Raw genomic sequence first — 15665 nt, forward strand, 5'->3', positions numbered from 1 at the left:
GGGGAGGTTTTCGATCTACAGTCGAAAACCCCAGCCCATAGCCCAGGCCGGCCACCGACGACCGGCGCCAGGAACAGGAGGTGGTTGTCATGACAACCACGTCACTCACTCTCGGATCGACCGAGCCCCTTTACACCGGGGTCGAGCCGACGCCGGAATGGTTCGCCGAGATCAAAAGTCTCGCCAAGAAGCGCAACGCCACGTTGCTGGCGCACAACTACCAGCTGCCGGCCATCCAGGACGTCGCTGATCACGTAGGGGATTCGCTCGCGCTGTCGCGGATAGCGGCCGAGGCCGAAACCGACGAGATCATCTTCTGCGGTGTGCACTTCATGGCCGAGACCGCCAAGATCCTGAGCCCGGACAAGCGGGTCCTCATCCCGGACGAGCGGGCCGGCTGCTCGCTGGCCGACTCGATCACCGCAGATGACCTGCGGGCGTGGAAGGCCGACTACCCCGACGCGGTGGTGGTCTCGTACGTCAACACCACCGCAGAGGTGAAGGGCCTGACGGACATCTGCTGCACCTCGTCCAACGCGGTCGACGTGGTGGCCTCGATCGACCCCGACCGGGAAGTCCTGTTCCTGCCGGACCAGTTCCTCGGCGCTCACGTCAAACGTGAGACGGGTCGCGAGAACATGCAGATCTGGGCGGGTGAATGCCACGTTCACGCCGGCATCAACGGTGACGAACTGACCGCCAAGTCGCGGTCGCACCCCGACGCCGAGCTGTTTGTTCACCCCGAATGTGGTTGCGCCACATCAGCTTTGTACCTGGCAGGCGAGGGCTTTGTACCCGCTGATCGGGTGAAGATCCTCTCGACCGGCGGTATGCTCGACGCGGCAAGGGAGACCGGCGCAAAGCAGGTGCTGGTCGCCACCGAGGTCGGCATGTTGCACCAGTTGCGCAAGGCCGCGCCGAATGTCGACTTCCAGGCGGTCAACGACCGGGCGTCGTGCCCCTACATGAAGATGATCACCCCGGCTGCGCTGCTGCGTTGCCTCCGTGAGGGCAAAGACGAGGTTCATGTGGCACCCGACGTCGCCGAGAAGGCACGCCGCAGCGTCCAGCGGATGATCGAGATCGGTAACCCGGGGTCGGGGGAGTGACGGGCAATCCCGCCGGTACCGCTGAGGTCAAGGCGCTCATCGCGATCGCACTCGACGAGGATCTGCGCTACGGACCCGATATCACCACAGCTGCAACGGTTCCCGAAGGCGCCGTGGCAACCGCGGTGCTCTCGAGCCGCCGACCCGGTGTGCTCGCGGGCCTCGATGTGGCGCTGCAGGTGTTCGATGAGGTCATCGGTGCCGGTGACTACGAGGTCCTCGACCGTCTCGACGATGGTGCAGAGCTCGAGGCCGGATCTGCGGTCGCAACACTGCGCGGTCCGGTCGCCGGATTGCTGGTGGCCGAACGGACCGCGCTGAATCTGTTGTGCCATCTGTCCGGCATCGCCAGTGCCACCGCGGTGTGGGTGTCCGAGGTCGAGGGCACGCACGCCAAGGTTCGGGATTCACGAAAAACGTTGCCGGGCATGCGGTCTCTGCAGAAGTACGCGGTGCGCTGCGGTGGTGGACAGAACCATCGGATGGGTCTCGGCGATGAGGCGCTCATCAAGGACAACCACGTCGCAGCCGCCGGATCGGTTACCGCGGCACTCAATGCAGTACGTGCCGCTGCCCCGGACATCACCTGCGAGGTCGAGGTCGACAGTCTCGAACAGCTCGACGAAGCTCTGGCTCTGGGCGCCGAACTTGTTCTCTTGGACAACTTTCCGCTCTGGCAGACCCAGGTTGCGGTGCAGCGGCGCAACACCCGGTCGCCGTCCACCAAGCTCGAGAGCTCGGGCGGACTGACGGTCGACGTCGCCGGAGATTACGCCCGCACCGGCGTCGACTACCTCGCCGTGGGCGGACTCACACACTCGGTGACCGCCCTCGATATCGGGTTCGACTGGATCGGCGACTGACTGTCGACAAACCTGCGTGGGTGGGGACCTGTGGTGCACGTCGCATTCGTTAGCCGAGGACATATGCGTATGTACGCTTGAATGCGCGGTTCAACATCGCAATCCCCACATTCTCGGAGGTATATCTTGCCGACCATCAACGCCTACGCCGCTCCATCTGCGAAGGGTGCGCTGGTCCCGATGACAATCGAGACCCGTGACGTAGGTCCGGCCGACGTGCGGATCGCCATCGCCTTCGCCGGTATCTGCCACTCCGACATCCACACGGTGCGCGACGAATGGGGACAGGCGCAGTATCCGGTGGTGCCCGGTCACGAGATCTCGGGCACAGTCGCCGAGATCGGCTCGGAGGTGACGAAGTACAAGGTCGGCGATCGCGTCGGCGTCGGCTGTTTTGTCGACTCCTGCCGCGAGTGTGAGCCCTGCCTGCAGGGCGACGAGCAGTACTGCGAGAAGGGCATGGTCGGCACGTACAACGCGGTCGGCCGGGATGGAAAGGTCACCACCGGTGGCTACGCACAGGAAGTCGTGGTCGACGAGAACTACGTCCTACGCATCCCCGAGGGGCTGCCGTTGGACGTCGCAGCGCCGTTGTTGTGCGCGGGTATCACCACGTATTCACCGCTGAGCCATTGGAACGCCGGACCCGGCAAGCGTGTCGCGATCATCGGACTCGGTGGCCTCGGCCACATGGGTGTGAAGATCGCCCATGCCATGGGCGCCGAGGTCAGCGTGATCTCGCAGTCGCTGAAGAAGATGGAAGACGGACTCCGGTTGGGTGCGCAGAACTACTACGCGACCGACAATCCCGAGACGTTCACCGAACTCCGCGGAAAGTTCGATTTGATCCTGAACACGGTCTCCGCCAACTTCGACATCAACAAGTACCTGTCGATGCTTGCCGTCGGTGGCACCTTGGTCGAGTTGGGCCTTCCGGAGAACCCGATTTCGGTGGCGGCCATGACGTTGGTGTCCAAGCGGCGTTCGCTGGCCGGGTCACTGATCGGTGGAATCGCCGAAACCCAGGAGATGCTCGACTTCTGCGCAGAGCACAACCTGGGTGCCGAGATCGAGGTGATCGACGCCTCACAGATCAACGAGGCCTACGAGCGGGTGGTGGCTTCGGATGTGCGCTACCGATTTGTGATCGATACCGCAACGCTCTGACCGAACCCGTCGACGTCAGCGGTCTTGACGGTCGGGGACCAGTGCCCCGAGCAGGAAGTTGACGATCGAGATCACAATCGAGCCACCGACCGCGGTCCAGAATCCGTCGACGCTCAGGCCGAAGTCGGTGGTCTCGGTGACCCAGGCCGTCAGCAACAGCATCAACGCGTTGATGACCAGGGTGAACAGTCCCAGCGTCAGGACCAGCAGGGGGACCGACAGCAGCTGCACAAACGGCTTGATCGCGGTGTTGACGATGGTGAAGACCAGTGCGATGAACAGCACCACCAGGATCTGAGCGCCGGTGTCGCGGCCGTCCGTGGCGATCGATATCCCGTTGATGAGGGCTGCCGCAATCCAGATGGCGACAGCATTGATGAGGAGGCGTGCGGCGAAGACCATGATCAGATCCTAGGGGCGCTGGTAAAAACGGCTGGCCGGAACGCATATCCTTAGAAGTAAGTCCGCAGTGGCCATTCCAGGGGCAACTGTGGATCGCCAACGATTCGTCAGGAGTTCGTGCTCATGCTTGCCCGCACCGACCTTCGCGGTGCCAACGCCACCACCGCTCAACTACGCCGGACTCTTCCGCGCGGCGCCACCGACGTCGACACGGTCTTGGGCCAGGTCAAACCGGTGATCGATGCGATCCGCGAGCATGGTGCCTCCGCGGCGCTCGACTACGGCAAGAAGTTCGACGGCGTTGCACCGGAGACCGTGCGGGTCCCCGTTGAGCAGATCGAGAAGGCCCTGGCCGAGATCGATCCCGATGTCCGCGCCGCGCTGTCGGAGGCGATCGAGCGGGCCCGTCGGGTTCACGCCGATCAGCGTCGAACCGACGTGAGCACCGAGGTCTCACCGGGCGGAACAGTCACCGAACGCTGGATCCCCGTGGGACGGGTCGGTCTGTATGTGCCGGGCGGCAATGCGGTCTATCCGTCGAGCGTGGTCATGAATGTGGTGCCCGCCCAGGTGGCCGGTGTCGAATCCCTGGTGGTCTCGTCGCCTCCACAGGCGCAGTTCGATGGTCTGCCGCATCCGACGATCCTGGCGGCCTGCGCGCTGCTCGGTGTCACCGAGGTCTGGGCGGTGGGCGGTGCACAGGCCGTTGCCCTGCTGACCTACGGCGGCACCGATACCGACGGCGCCGACCTCGATCCGGTCGACCTGATCACCGGCCCTGGCAACATTTACGTGACGGCGGCAAAACGGCTGTGCCGCAGCGTTGTCGGCATCGACTCCGAAGCCGGCCCCACCGAGATCGCGATCCTGGCCGACAGTTCGGCCAGTCCGGTGAACGTGGCCGCCGACATGATCAGCCAGGCCGAACACGACGTGATGGCAGCGTCGGTCCTCGTCACCGACAGCCCCGAGCTCGCTGACGCCGTGGACGTTGCAATCGAGCTCCAGGTCCGGCGGACCAAGCACGTGGATCGGGTTCGTGAAGCGCTCGCTGGTCCGCAGTCGGGAATCATTTTGGTGGACAACATCGATCAGGGCCTGCAGGTGGTCAACGCCTACGCCGCCGAACACCTCGAGATCCAGACCCGCGACGCTGCTGCGGTGGCTGCCCGAGTACGCAGTGCCGGTGCGATCTTCGTCGGCGACTACTCGCCGGTGAGCCTGGGCGACTACTGCGCCGGCTCCAACCACGTTCTGCCCACGTCGGGTTCGGCGCGGTACAGCTCGGGTCTGTCGGTGCAGACGTTCCTGCGCGGCGTGCACGTCATCGACTACGACGAGGCCGCACTCAAGGAGGTCTCCGGACACGTGCAGACCTTGGCGAAGGCGGAAGATCTGCCTGCGCACGGTGAAGCCGTCCGGCTGCGGTTTGCCGGTTCGGAGGATCTTCGGTGACTTCTTCGACCCCCACCTCCTCGACCAGAAGGATCGGGCTTGACGACCTTCCGTTGCGCGAGACGCTGAAGGGTCAGTCGCCCTATGGCGCACCGCAGCTCGACGTGCCGTTCCGCCTGAACACCAACGAGAACCCGCACCCGCCGTCGCAGGCACTGATCGATGACGTCGCGGAGTCGGTGCGCGAGGCCGCATCGCAGCTGCACCGGTATCCGGACCGGGACGCGGTCGCGCTGCGTACCGATCTCGCCGCCTACCTCAGCTCGGCGACAGGTGTTGCACTCGGTGCTGAAAACCTCTGGGCGGCAAATGGATCCAACGAGGTCCTGCAACAGTTGTTGCAGGCTTTCGGTGGTCCGGGCCGCAGCGCGATCGGGTTTGTCCCGTCGTACTCGATGCATCCGATCATCTCCACCGGCACCGACACCACCTGGATCGAAGGAAAGCGCAACGCCGACTTCTCATTCGACCTCGATGGCGCTCTCTCGGCGATCGCCGAGCGCAGGCCCGATGTGGTGTTCCTGACCTCACCCAACAACCCGACCGGTGGCTCCATCTCGCTCGACGACGTGCGCGCCGTGGCCGCCGCGGCGCCGGGCATCGTCATCGTCGACGAGGCCTACGGTGAGTTCTCCGCGGCACCGAGTGCGGTCGAACTGATCGAGGAGTTCCCCGCCAAGGTGGTGGTCAGCCGGACCATGAGCAAGGCATTCGCCTTCGCGGGCGGACGCCTGGGCTACCTGGCCGCCGATCCGGCCGTGATCGATGCGCTGCTGCTCGTTCGGTTGCCGTACCACCTGTCGGTGGTCACGCAGGCCGCCGCCCGGGCGGCGCTGCGACATGCCGACGACACCCTCGCCGGGGTCGCCGCGATCGTCGCCGAACGAGGGCGCGTCACTGCTGAACTGACCCGGTTGGGCTACTCGGTGGTCGACTCCGACGCCAACTTCATCCTGTTCGGCCCGTTCGCCGACGCGACCGTGAGCTGGCAGAACTACCTCGATGGTGGCGTGTTGATCCGTGACATGCAGATCGAGGGCCATCTACGTGCCACCATCGGATTGCCCGCCGAAAACGACGCGCTGCTGGCCCGCAGCGCCGAACTGGCCCGCACTGACCTAATAGGCCCGACACACTTGATCGGAGAGCAGAAATGACCGCACAACCGCGCGTGGCCCGCATCGAGCGGACCACCCGGGAGTCCTCGATCACCGTGGAGATCAATCTCGACGGCACCGGGCGCACCGACATCTCCACCGGCGTGGCGTTCTACGACCACATGCTCACCGCATTCGGTGCGCACGGCAGCTTCGACCTCACGGTGGCGGCCAAGGGTGACGTCGAGATCGAGGCCCACCACACCGTCGAGGACACCGCGATCGTGCTCGGCCAGGCCATCGCGAAGGCTCTCGGTGACAAGAGGGGCATCCGCCGCTTCGGCGACGCCTGGATCCCGATGGACGAGACCCTGACACAGGCCATCGTCGACGTCTCCGGACGCCCGTACTGCGTGTTCACCGGCGAGCCCGAGCACATGCTGACCACCACCATCGGCGGCAATCCCGGCGTGCCGTACCACACGGTCATCAACAAGCACGTCTTCGAAACCCTCGCGATGAACGCCCAGATCGCGCTGCACGTGCGCACGATCTACGGCCGCGATCCGCACCACATCACCGAGGCGCAGTTCAAGGCTGTGGCACGCGCACTGCGAGCCGCAACAGAATCCGATCCGCGGGTGAGCGGTGTGCCGTCGACGAAGGGGGCCCTGTGACCGGCAGCAACGGCGATCGTACGGTCGCAATCCTCGACTACGGTTCGGGCAATCTGCGTTCGGCGCAACGAGCCCTGGAGCGGACCGGCGCGCAGGTCACGGTGACGTCCGATCCGGCGATCGCGTTGGAGGCCGACGGTCTCGTGGTGCCCGGTGTCGGCGCCTTCGCGACATGCATGGAAGGTCTGCGCGCGGTCAAGGGCGACCGCATCATCGACGACCGGCTCGCCGGTGGCCGACCGGTCCTTGGCATCTGTGTCGGTATGCAGATCCTGTTCGAACGCGGTGTCGAGTTCGGTGCCGAAGCGCAGGGCTGCGGACAGTGGCCGGGTACGGTCACCCAGCTCCAGGCCGAGGTGCTGCCGCACATGGGCTGGAACACCGTTGAGGCAGAACCCGATTCGATGCTCTTTGCGGGCATGCCCGAAGATGAGCGCTTCTACTTCGTGCATTCGTACGCCGCGCAGAGCTGGGAGTTGCCCGCGGACGCACTGTTCAAGGCGCCCAAACTGACCTGGGCCACCCACGGAGGACGGTTCCTCGCCGCGGTGGAGAACGGCCCGCTGTGCGCGACCCAGTTCCACCCGGAGAAGTCCGGTGACGCCGGAGCCCGGCTGCTCAACAACTGGGTCGGGTCATTGACGTGACCGCCGCGACAAGCCCTGCGCCACAATGATGACCGCACCACGGTTCTCGTTTGCCCGGCTGGCCCTCTTCACCGTGGGTGCCGGAGTCGTGGTGCTGGCTGTCTCTACGGTGATCGTGATCGGACTGGCGAAGGTGTCACCGCTCGCCGCCCTGATCGTCGCGCTTCTGGCGCTGATACTGGCAATTGTCGCGATGGGTATTGTTGCCAACCGGATGGTCGACCGCGTGGCCCGCGCGATGCGCGAAGAAGCAGACCAATCAGAAATCGAAGGAGACTGATCCCCAGCATGAATGCACGACTTGAGCTGCTCCCGGCGGTCGATGTGGCCGATGGCCAAGCAGTACGGCTGGTGCAGGGTGCCGCCGGAAGCGAAACCTCTTACGGTTCGCCCCGTGAGGCGGCCCTGACCTGGCAGCGTGACGGTGCGGAGTGGGTGCATCTGGTTGATCTCGACGCCGCTTTCGGTCGCGGCAGCAACCGTGAACTGCTGGCCGAGGTGATCGGTGAACTCGACGTGAAGGTGGAACTGTCGGGCGGAATCCGCAACGACGATTCCCTGAACGCCGCGCTGGCAACCGGTTGTGCCAGGGTCAATCTCGGCACCGCCGCACTGGAAGACCCGCAGTGGTGTTCACGCGCCATCGCCGAATACGGCGACCGCATCGCGGTCGGCCTCGACGTCCAGCTGGTCGACGGGTCCTACCGCCTGCGTGGCCGCGGCTGGGTGTCGGACGGCGGCGACCTGTGGGACGTTCTCGAACGCCTCGAGCGTGATGGCTGCAGCCGCTACGTCGTGACCGATGTGACCAAGGACGGCACCCTCACCGGACCGAACCTGGAACTCCTGCGGGAGGTCACCGCCAAGACGGATGCACCGGTGGTTGCCTCCGGTGGCGTCTCCGCCATCGAGGATCTTGTTGCGATCGCCGGACTCGTGGGCACGGGCGTCGAGGGAGCGATTGTCGGCAAGGCGCTCTACGCCGGACGCTTCACCCTCGTCGAGGCGCTTGCGGCGGTCGCGTCGGCGTCATGAGTTCGGCGCTCGGAGGGACCCTCCCACCCGATCTCGATCCGGAGCAGTTGCTGGCCAGCGCTGCTGCGGTTCTCGATCAGAGCACCGACCGGTTTTTGTCGGGCGTCGGTGCACCCAGTGCGGTTTCCAAAGGCCATAACGATTTTGCCACCGAGTTCGATCTCGAGCTGGAACGCACAATCTCTGCGGAGTTGGAGCAGCGCACCCAGATCGCCGTTCACGGTGAGGAATTCGGTGGACCGGGCCTGACCGAGGGCACGGTGTGGGTGGTCGATCCCATCGACGGCACCTACAACTATTCGGCCGGACTGCCGATCGCCGGCATGCTGCTGGCACTGGTCCACGACGGCCTGCCCGTGCTCGGATTGACGTGGCTGCCGTTGTCGGGCTTGAACTATCAGGGTTTTGTCGACGGTGAACTGCTCTGCAACGGCGTTCCCGTGCCGCCGCGGCCCGAGCAGAAGCTCAGCGAGGCGATGCTGGCATTCGGCGCGTTCAACATCAACGGCCGCGGACGGTATCCGGGCGCGTACCGGGTGGAGATGCTCGGTGAATTGAGCAGGCGGACAGCGCGTCTGCGACTGTTCGGCAGCACCGGATTCGACCTTGCGCTCACCGCGGGTGGACAGCTCGGTGGCGCGGTCACCTTTGGTCACCACGCCTGGGACAACGCAGGCGGCGCCGCATTGGTCCTGGCGGCCGGTGGTCGGATCAGCGACATCGAAGGGCGGCCGTGGTCGGTCGCATCGCCGTCGATCGTGGCGGCCAGTGCCGGGGTCCACGAGGAACTGATCGAATTGATCGGCCGAATCGGGGATCCCCAGGCTTTTGAACCTCCGAAGGAGAAGTACATATGACGGTCGCGATTCGGGTCATCCCATGTCTGGATGTCGACGCCGGCCGGGTGGTCAAGGGCGTCAATTTCCAGAACCTGCGTGATGCCGGAGATCCGGTGGAGCTCGCCGCCGCCTACGACAAGGCCGGGGCCGACGAACTCACCTTCCTCGACGTCACAGCGTCGAGCGGCAATCGCGGCACGATGATCGACGTGGTCAAGCGCACCGCCGATCAGGTCTTCATCCCGCTGACGGTCGGCGGTGGTATCCGCACCGTCGCCGACGTCGACCGCCTGCTTCGCGCCGGCGCCGACAAGGTCAGCGTCAACACCGCGGCCATCGCCAATCCTGATGTACTCGGCGAGATGAGCCGGCACTTCGGATCGCAGTGCATCGTGCTGTCGGTCGATGCCCGCACCGTGCCGGAGGGTCAGCCCCCGACTCCGTCGGGCTGGGAGGTCACCACCCACGGAGGCCGTGAGGGCACCGGTATCGACGCCGTGGAATGGGCTCGCCGCGGCCAAGACCTCGGGGTCGGGGAGATCCTGCTCAACTCGATGGACGCCGACGGCACGAAAAACGGATTCGATCTCGCGATGATCACCGCAGTGCGCGCTGCGGTGAAGGTGCCGGTGATCGCCAGCGGCGGCGCCGGTGTGGTGGAACATTTCCCGCCCGCCGTGCGTTGTGGAGCAGACGCGGTGCTGGCGGCCTCGGTCTTTCACTTCGGTGAGCTGACCATCGGGCAGGTCAAGGACGCCTTGCGCGCCGAGGACATACCCGTCCGTTGAGGCATGCGCTGCGCTGACTCAAGCACTGCACCAACAGTTTTCGTATACGGGAGTGACAACAATGCCGCTGGACACCGGGATCGCCGAGCAGCTCAAACGCAACGCCGAGGGCCTGATCTGCGCTGTGGTGCAGGAGGCAGGCACCGGGCAGGTGCTGATGGTTGCGTGGATGGATGACGACGCGCTGGCCCGCACCCTGGAAACTGGTGAGGCCACGTACTTCTCGCGGTCGCGGGGCAAACAGTGGATCAAGGGGGAGACCAGCGGGCACACCCAGAAGGTGATCGAACTCCGCCTGGACTGCGACGGCGACACCGTCCTGATGACGGTCGAGCAAACCGGTGCGGCCTGCCACACGGGCGACCACACCTGCTTCGACGCCAACGTGCTGTACACCGCACCGGCCTGAGGCCGCACTACCCGTACGGTGGTCGGTATTTCAATAGGCTCCACCTGTGTCGGTCAAATTGCCGGCCAAGGACTTGTCGGTGGGTGCTGATAGAACTGTTTCATGACCGCGGGGGTGGTGGATCTCATCGACCGTATCGAGGGTATGGCTCTTGATGCGGAGGAAATCGTTGCTGTCCGTGAAGTGTTGTCCCGCAGGCTTGTTGACATCTCGTTGGCGAACTTGTCGGACAAGGAGGCTGTCGAACTCGCCCAAGTGATCGAAGCCCAGAGTCGCCGTGATGAAGCCGTCAAAGTACGGGTGGCGGTCGAGCTCCGAGAACGCTCGGTCGCCGCGAAGCAGGGTTTCAAACACAACAAGTTTTTGCGCCATCATTTGCGGATTTCGGCGACCCAGGCCAGTACCCGATCGAAAAGGGCTGAACGCGTGGGCCAGTGGCATACCCCGTCGGGTGAGGTGATCGCTCCGGTGTACCCGCATACTTGGTTGGCGTTGCGTGATGGTGCGATCGGGGTGGCGCACTACACCGTCATCGATGACACGTTGCGTAACCTGCCCGGCACGATTCGCAGCACCCTTGAGTTGTGGTCCGACGGTGAACGATTGATGGCCGAGGCCGCCCGGACGATGGATCCGGACGAACTCAAGCGGGTCGGGCTGTATCTGCGTGATCATCTCGATCCCGACGGCGATTTCGACGACAACGACCGAGCCCAGAAGCGCGGGTTGTCAGTCTCGAAGCAGGGTGCGGACAAGATGGCCGCCATCACCGGCACCCTGGATCCGGTGACCAAAGCGCTGTGGGATGTGGTGGCTGCCAAGTGGGCTGCAGCCGGGATGAACAACCCGAACGATCCCGAATCGCCGTCCGGACCAGCCGATAAAGCCGATAGGGACACTGTGCAGGCTGCAGCCAAACGCGACAATCGCACGCCGAGTCAGCGCAATCATGATGCGTTCAAACGGTTGCTGGAGTTGGCTGTCGGGCAAGGAACTCTGGGTCAGCACCGGGGTTTGCCTGCGCGGGTGATCGTGACCATGACTCTGGATCAGCTCGAAAAGGAAACCGGTGTTGCGACCACCGCCTCGGGCGGGGTGATGCCGGTGCGTGATGCCATCCGGTTGGCCGGGGTGAATCGTAGGTTTCTGGCGTTGCTCGACGACATGCACCGCCCGCTATACCTGGGTCGTGAACAACGGTTGGCGACTGCTGATCAGCGGATGGCGTTGATTGCCGCTGAGCGGGGTTGTTCGCGGCCGGGTTGTGATGCTCCGGCCACTGAGGTTGCGGTCCATCACACGCGGGAATGGTCCAAAGGCGGGTGGACCGACATCACTGTGTTGACGTTGGTGTGCGATTCCGATCATGCGCAGGTTCATGATGGTGAAACAGGATGGATCACCGAGATCATCAACGCCGACACCGGTCCGCCGGGTTGGCAGGGCCGGATCGGCTGGCGCCAACGCGGAAGCCTGGATTTGCCGCAGCCCAACAACACTCACTTCCCGGACAAGTACTTCACCAACCCGGAGATGTGGAACCCGAACAGCGACGCCGACGCCGCGTGGTTCCTCGAACGTGCTCGGACGGCGTTCGAGACCAAGCCTGAAGCACCGGTCGCCCCGGTATATGCCGTCGATTTCGGATGGAAACGTGCAACCTATCGGGCTGCTTGACACATTTCACCGATCCACAAGTGCCATCGACGCTCTCATCTGACTGAATCGCAGCAATGCGGGCTCGCCGATCTCGTGCTGGTAACGGTCGATCACGTCACCGACGAAATCGTTGACGGCGGTCGCGTCGAGTCTGCTGGTCCAATCCGTACCGCCGACCGAAAACCATTGCACGAACGCTTCGGTGGAGTCGAACTGCCAGCGCAGGTCCTGCACATCGAGATCGGTGACGGTGAAGCCGGCGGTCACGGCGAACTCGCGGAACCGATCCGGTTCGACGTGGAAGTACGGAGCCTCGAAGGCGACGAAATGATCGCGCCACGATGAGCTCGCCGCCACCTCCATGGCCACGTCTTCGATGCTGAGACGGTCTGTTGCACACACGATCTGGATGACAGCCCGGCCACCATCGTCCAGACTGCGGGCAATGCCCTGTAGTGCAGCGGTGTGGTCACCGATCCAGTGCAGGGCGTTGAACGACACCGCGATGTCGAAATCGCGCTCGAACGGCAACGCCAAAGCGTCATCGACATGGAATTGCACCCGGAGCAGGCCGATGGGCACCCGGGTGAGGGCTTTGTCGATCATCCGGTGGGAAGCATCCACACCCACGACCGACCCCGCCGGCAACCGCTGGGCCAGTTGCATGGTGATGAATCCGTCGCCGCAGCCGACGTCGAGGAGACGCTCATCGCCGGCCAGTTCGAGGTCTCCGATCGAGTTCTCGGCCACCATTCGCTGCAGTGCACTGACGTCGGCGTATCGGTCGCCATCCCAATCGACCACTGCAGTCACCTCTCGCCGGCGATGTACGTGGGTTCAAGTGTGCCGTCAGCGCCGCACACCTGGGTTTGGAATAGATCGATTCGCCACCCGTCTGCCGAAGTCTGACGCGACTCGTCTGGCTGGTCACCCGCTCGGAACCGAGCCGAGTTGTGGCACATTCGTTCCATGCCACTCATCCAGATCTCCCAGACACCCGGACTCAGTGATCGGGTCAAGCGTGAAACCATCGCCGCGGTCACCGAGGCGTATGCCCGTGCGACCGGGAAAAATCCCGATTCTGTATGGGTGACGATCACCGAGGTTCCGCGGTCGCACTGGGGTGTGGGTGGGGAGCCGCTCGGTCAATAGCGAGAGACTGGGACAATCGGAGACGATGGCAAACATGACCACCGCCGCAGCCACTGCAGGCGGCTTCACAGACACCACAACGCTGGCCCAGTTCCTGGAGCTGGCAGCCGACCATCGAGTTGTGCCGGTGACCCGCAAGGTCCTGGCCGATTCGGAGACACCGCTGGGTGCGTACCGAAAACTCGCCGGTGACCGACCCGGGACCTTCCTGCTCGAGTCCGCGGAGAACGGCCGCTCGTGGTCCCGATGGTCGTTCATCGGTGCCGGCTCGCCCGCCGCGCTGACCTCGGTCGATGGCCAGGCACAATGGTGGGGGACCCGGCCCGCCGGCGCACCGGCGGGAGGCGACCCACTTATCGCCCTCGCCGAGTCATTGCGAATCCTGGCCACCGATCGGTTCCCCGATCTGCCGCCGCTGACCGGTGGATTCGTCGGCTTTCTGGCCTACGACGCGGTCCGTCGTCTCGAACGTCTGCCCGACACGACGGTGAACGATCTGCAGTTGCCGGAGATGCTGATGCTGCTGGCAACCGACATCGCAGCCGTCGACCACCACGAGGGCACCATCACCTTGATCGCCAACGCGGTGAACTGGGACGGCAGTGCCGATCGGGCCGAGGAGGCGTACGCCGACGCAGTGGCCCGCCTCGACACGATGACGGCCGCGCTCGCCGCACCCGCGCCGTCGACCGTCTCGACCTATCACCCCGCAGAACCGGAATTCACCGCTCAGCGCACTCGCGAGGAGTACGGGACGATCGTCACCAGCCTGGTCTCGGAGATCGAGGCCGGTGAGGCTTTCCAGGTGGTGCCGTCGATGCGTTTCGAGATGCAGACCGACGCCGATCCCATCGACGTCTACCGTGTGCTGCGAACCACCAACCCGAGCCCGTACATGTACTTGCTGCGGGTTCCGGGTAATGGTGGACCCGACTTCACGATCGTCGGTTCCAGTCCCGAAGCTCTTGTCACCGTGAAGGATTCGGTGGCCACCACCCATCCGATCGCGGGTACCCGCTGGCGTGGCGAGACCGAGGCCGACGACCTGCTGCTCGAAAAGGACCTCCTCGCCGACGAAAAAGAGAATTCCGAGCACCTCATGCTCGTGGATCTCGGACGCAACGACCTCGGTCGGGTGTGCGAGCCGGGTACGGTGAAGGTGTCGGACTACCGGCACATCGAGCGCTACAGCCACGTCATGCACCTGGTGTCCACAGTGTCGGGGCAATTGCAGGACGGCAAGACCGCCCTCGACGCGGTGAACGCCTGTTTCCCGGCCGGGACCCTGACCGGTGCACCCAAAGTGCGGGCGATGGAACTGATCGACGAACACGAGAAGACCCGGCGTGGCCTGTACGGCGGCATCGTGGGCTATCTCGACTTCGCGGGTGACGCCGATACCGCCATCGCGATCCGTACCGCGGTCCTCAAGGAGGGGCGCGCGTACGTGCAGGCCGGTGGCGGCGTGGTTGCCGACAGCGAGGCCGACTACGAATACAACGAGGCCAGCAACAAGGCGCGCGCGGTCCTCAAGGCGATCGCGGCTGCCGAGACGATGACACCGATCGCGGGTACCGACAATGAGTGAGAGCAAGTCAGCAGGCAACGTTGCGAAAACTGCTCGGGGAGCGAGTGGTCGTGGCCGGCGGCTGGCGATCATCGCAGTCCTGCTCGGGCTCGGCGCGTTGGCCTTCTGGGCGGCCTCCCGGATGACCTGGGCCGAACTGATCGGCGCCGACGGCATGGCGCCGCCGCGAACGTTCACGGTCAAGGGGTCTGACTGGACACCGCTGTTGACCCCGCTGGCGATCGTGTTGCTCGCCGGAATCGCGGCGGCGGCATCACTGCGCGGCTGGGCGTTGCGAATCACCGCGTTTGTCGTCGCGGCGGTCGCGATCATCGGTCTCGTGCCCGCGTTGACGCTGCTGACCGGCGACGACCACGTCAGTTATGCGGTCGATGTGATCGACCTGCCGTCGCGCTATGAGGCATTACAGGTCGACACCAACGTCTTGCCGGGCCTGGTCGTGATCGCGGGAGCGCTGGCCGCTGTGATCGGCGCCGTTGTGATGCTGCAGTCCGCATCCCGGGATGCGCCGATGTCCTCGAAGTACAAGTCACCTGCGGCGCGTCGTGCCGAGCTCGAAGAAGAGGTCTTCGCCAAGCGCGATGCCGAACGCAAAGCGGCTGAAAGCAGCGCTGACGAAGGGGCGTCCCCGACCCCTGGCGACACCGGCTCGACCCCGGGCGACGGCAACGAACGGATGCTCTGGGATGCCCTCGATACCGGTGATGATCCGACGATTGACCCACCGGATCGCGAAAGGTGACGGTTCTCACTTCGTTTGGCGGTACCCCGAATCCAT

Annotated in this window: 18 protein-coding genes; 16 read left to right on the forward strand and 2 right to left on the reverse strand. The window is 64.6% G+C overall.

Features of this window, described 5'->3' with window-relative positions; all coding sequences use genetic code 11:
- Nucleotides 1-89: 89 nt before the first annotated feature.
- The 3 genes from nadA to AC1D75_RS13000 all read left to right on the forward strand — a co-directional run bounded on the left by nadA (nt 90) and on the right by AC1D75_RS13000 (nt 3139).
- A complete protein-coding gene (nadA, locus tag AC1D75_RS12990; protein WP_495515599.1) occupies nt 90-1109 on the forward strand; it encodes a quinolinate synthase NadA in 1020 nt (339 codons plus the stop codon).
- Nucleotides 1106-1972 carry a carboxylating nicotinate-nucleotide diphosphorylase gene (nadC, locus tag AC1D75_RS12995; protein WP_495515600.1) on the forward strand — a complete coding sequence of 289 codons (867 nt, stop codon included), beginning with the start codon at nt 1106-1108 and terminating at the stop codon, nt 1970-1972. Before nadA ends, nadC begins: the two co-directional genes overlap by 4 nt.
- A 126-nt stretch (nt 1973-2098) precedes the next feature.
- Complete coding sequence (locus AC1D75_RS13000) at nt 2099-3139, forward strand: NAD(P)-dependent alcohol dehydrogenase (protein WP_495515601.1); 1041 nt, start codon at nt 2099-2101, stop codon at nt 3137-3139.
- Nucleotides 3140-3154: 15 nt separating this feature from the next.
- On the opposite strand, the gene AC1D75_RS13005 is transcribed toward AC1D75_RS13000, so the two are convergent.
- A complete protein-coding gene (locus AC1D75_RS13005) occupies nt 3155-3541 on the reverse strand; it encodes a phage holin family protein (RefSeq protein WP_495515602.1) in 387 nt (128 codons plus the stop codon).
- 123 nt (nt 3542-3664) lie between these two features.
- Here AC1D75_RS13005 and hisD point away from each other — a divergent pair, with 123 nt between their 5' ends.
- From hisD to AC1D75_RS13055, 10 genes are all read left to right on the forward strand, one after another.
- A complete protein-coding gene (gene hisD / locus AC1D75_RS13010) occupies nt 3665-4996 on the forward strand; it encodes a histidinol dehydrogenase (RefSeq protein ID WP_495515603.1) in 1332 nt (443 codons plus the stop codon).
- Entirely contained in the window at nt 4993-6153 is a 1161-nt protein-coding gene (locus AC1D75_RS13015) for a histidinol-phosphate transaminase (protein ID WP_495515604.1), read from the forward strand. Before hisD ends, AC1D75_RS13015 begins: the two co-directional genes overlap by 4 nt.
- Nucleotides 6150-6770 (forward strand): imidazoleglycerol-phosphate dehydratase HisB, encoded by a 621-nt coding sequence (hisB, locus tag AC1D75_RS13020; protein WP_495515605.1) that lies wholly within the window; start codon nt 6150-6152, stop codon nt 6768-6770. Before AC1D75_RS13015 ends, hisB begins: the two co-directional genes overlap by 4 nt.
- A complete protein-coding gene (hisH, locus tag AC1D75_RS13025; protein ID WP_495515606.1) occupies nt 6767-7417 on the forward strand; it encodes an imidazole glycerol phosphate synthase subunit HisH in 651 nt (216 codons plus the stop codon). The genes hisB and hisH overlap by 4 nt, the downstream gene beginning before the upstream one ends.
- Nucleotides 7418-7442: 25 nt before the next feature.
- A complete protein-coding gene (locus AC1D75_RS13030) occupies nt 7443-7697 on the forward strand; it encodes a hypothetical protein (protein WP_495515607.1) in 255 nt (84 codons plus the stop codon).
- A gap of 8 nt (nt 7698-7705) precedes the next feature.
- Entirely contained in the window at nt 7706-8452 is a 747-nt protein-coding gene (gene priA / locus AC1D75_RS13035; RefSeq protein ID WP_495515608.1) for a bifunctional 1-(5-phosphoribosyl)-5-((5-phosphoribosylamino)methylideneamino)imidazole-4-carboxamide isomerase/phosphoribosylanthranilate isomerase PriA, read from the forward strand.
- Nucleotides 8449-9309, forward strand: a complete 861-nt coding sequence (locus AC1D75_RS13040) for an inositol monophosphatase family protein (protein ID WP_495515609.1) — start codon at nt 8449-8451, stop codon at nt 9307-9309. Before priA ends, AC1D75_RS13040 begins: the two co-directional genes overlap by 4 nt.
- A complete protein-coding gene (gene hisF, locus AC1D75_RS13045; RefSeq protein WP_495515610.1) occupies nt 9306-10079 on the forward strand; it encodes an imidazole glycerol phosphate synthase subunit HisF in 774 nt (257 codons plus the stop codon). The genes AC1D75_RS13040 and hisF overlap by 4 nt, the downstream gene beginning before the upstream one ends.
- A gap of 61 nt (nt 10080-10140) precedes the next feature.
- Nucleotides 10141-10488 (forward strand): phosphoribosyl-AMP cyclohydrolase, encoded by a 348-nt coding sequence (gene hisI, locus AC1D75_RS13050; protein WP_482142157.1) that lies wholly within the window; start codon nt 10141-10143, stop codon nt 10486-10488.
- A gap of 102 nt (nt 10489-10590) precedes the next feature.
- Nucleotides 10591-12165, forward strand: coding sequence for an HNH endonuclease signature motif containing protein (locus AC1D75_RS13055; protein WP_495515611.1), 1575 nt, complete (start codon nt 10591-10593; stop codon nt 12163-12165).
- Between the two features lie 6 nt (nt 12166-12171).
- Here the strand turns inward: AC1D75_RS13055 and AC1D75_RS13060 are convergent, their stop codons facing one another.
- The gene (locus AC1D75_RS13060; RefSeq protein ID WP_495515612.1) at nt 12172-12951 is read right to left on the reverse strand and encodes a class I SAM-dependent methyltransferase; all 780 of its coding nucleotides are present in this window, start codon (nt 12949-12951) and stop codon (nt 12172-12174) included.
- 165 nt (nt 12952-13116) lie between these two features.
- Between AC1D75_RS13060 and AC1D75_RS13065 the strand changes: the two genes are divergently transcribed.
- Genes AC1D75_RS13065 through AC1D75_RS13075 form a run of 3 tightly spaced genes read left to right on the forward strand, consistent with a single transcriptional unit; the run spans nt 13117 to nt 15629 of the window.
- Complete coding sequence (locus AC1D75_RS13065) at nt 13117-13299, forward strand: tautomerase family protein (RefSeq protein WP_028462844.1); 183 nt, start codon at nt 13117-13119, stop codon at nt 13297-13299.
- A 25-nt stretch (nt 13300-13324) separates the two neighbouring features.
- A complete protein-coding gene (locus AC1D75_RS13070) occupies nt 13325-14887 on the forward strand; it encodes an anthranilate synthase component I (RefSeq protein WP_495515613.1) in 1563 nt (520 codons plus the stop codon).
- A complete protein-coding gene (locus AC1D75_RS13075) occupies nt 14880-15629 on the forward strand; it encodes a Trp biosynthesis-associated membrane protein (RefSeq protein ID WP_495515614.1) in 750 nt (249 codons plus the stop codon). Before AC1D75_RS13070 ends, AC1D75_RS13075 begins: the two co-directional genes overlap by 8 nt.
- The last annotated feature ends 36 nt before the right edge of the window (nt 15630-15665 follow it).

The organism is Williamsia sp. Y712 (assembly GCF_059445525.1).

Excerpts from the sequence above, each read along its gene's own strand:
- AC1D75_RS13030 (WP_495515607.1), top strand. The coding sequence starts at position 7,443 with ATGATGACCGCACCACGGTTCTCGTTTGCCCGGCTGGCCCTCTTCACC.
- AC1D75_RS13070 (WP_495515613.1), top strand. The coding sequence starts at position 13,325 with ATGGCAAACATGACCACCGCCGCAGCCACTGCAGGCGGCTTCACAGAC.
- hisD (WP_495515603.1), top strand. The coding sequence starts at position 3,665 with ATGCTTGCCCGCACCGACCTTCGCGGTGCCAACGCCACCACCGCTCAA.
- AC1D75_RS13005 (WP_495515602.1), bottom strand. The coding sequence starts at position 3,541 with ATGGTCTTCGCCGCACGCCTCCTCATCAATGCTGTCGCCATCTGGATT.
- AC1D75_RS13040 (WP_495515609.1), top strand. The coding sequence starts at position 8,449 with ATGAGTTCGGCGCTCGGAGGGACCCTCCCACCCGATCTCGATCCGGAG.
- priA (WP_495515608.1), top strand. The coding sequence starts at position 7,706 with ATGAATGCACGACTTGAGCTGCTCCCGGCGGTCGATGTGGCCGATGGC.
- hisB (WP_495515605.1), top strand. The coding sequence starts at position 6,150 with ATGACCGCACAACCGCGCGTGGCCCGCATCGAGCGGACCACCCGGGAG.
- AC1D75_RS13075 (WP_495515614.1), top strand. The coding sequence starts at position 14,880 with ATGAGTGAGAGCAAGTCAGCAGGCAACGTTGCGAAAACTGCTCGGGGA.
- AC1D75_RS13065 (WP_028462844.1), top strand. The coding sequence starts at position 13,117 with ATGCCACTCATCCAGATCTCCCAGACACCCGGACTCAGTGATCGGGTC.
- AC1D75_RS13055 (WP_495515611.1), top strand. The coding sequence starts at position 10,591 with ATGACCGCGGGGGTGGTGGATCTCATCGACCGTATCGAGGGTATGGCT.
- nadA (WP_495515599.1), top strand. The coding sequence starts at position 90 with ATGACAACCACGTCACTCACTCTCGGATCGACCGAGCCCCTTTACACC.
- hisF (WP_495515610.1), top strand. The coding sequence starts at position 9,306 with ATGACGGTCGCGATTCGGGTCATCCCATGTCTGGATGTCGACGCCGGC.
- hisI (WP_482142157.1), top strand. The coding sequence starts at position 10,141 with ATGCCGCTGGACACCGGGATCGCCGAGCAGCTCAAACGCAACGCCGAG.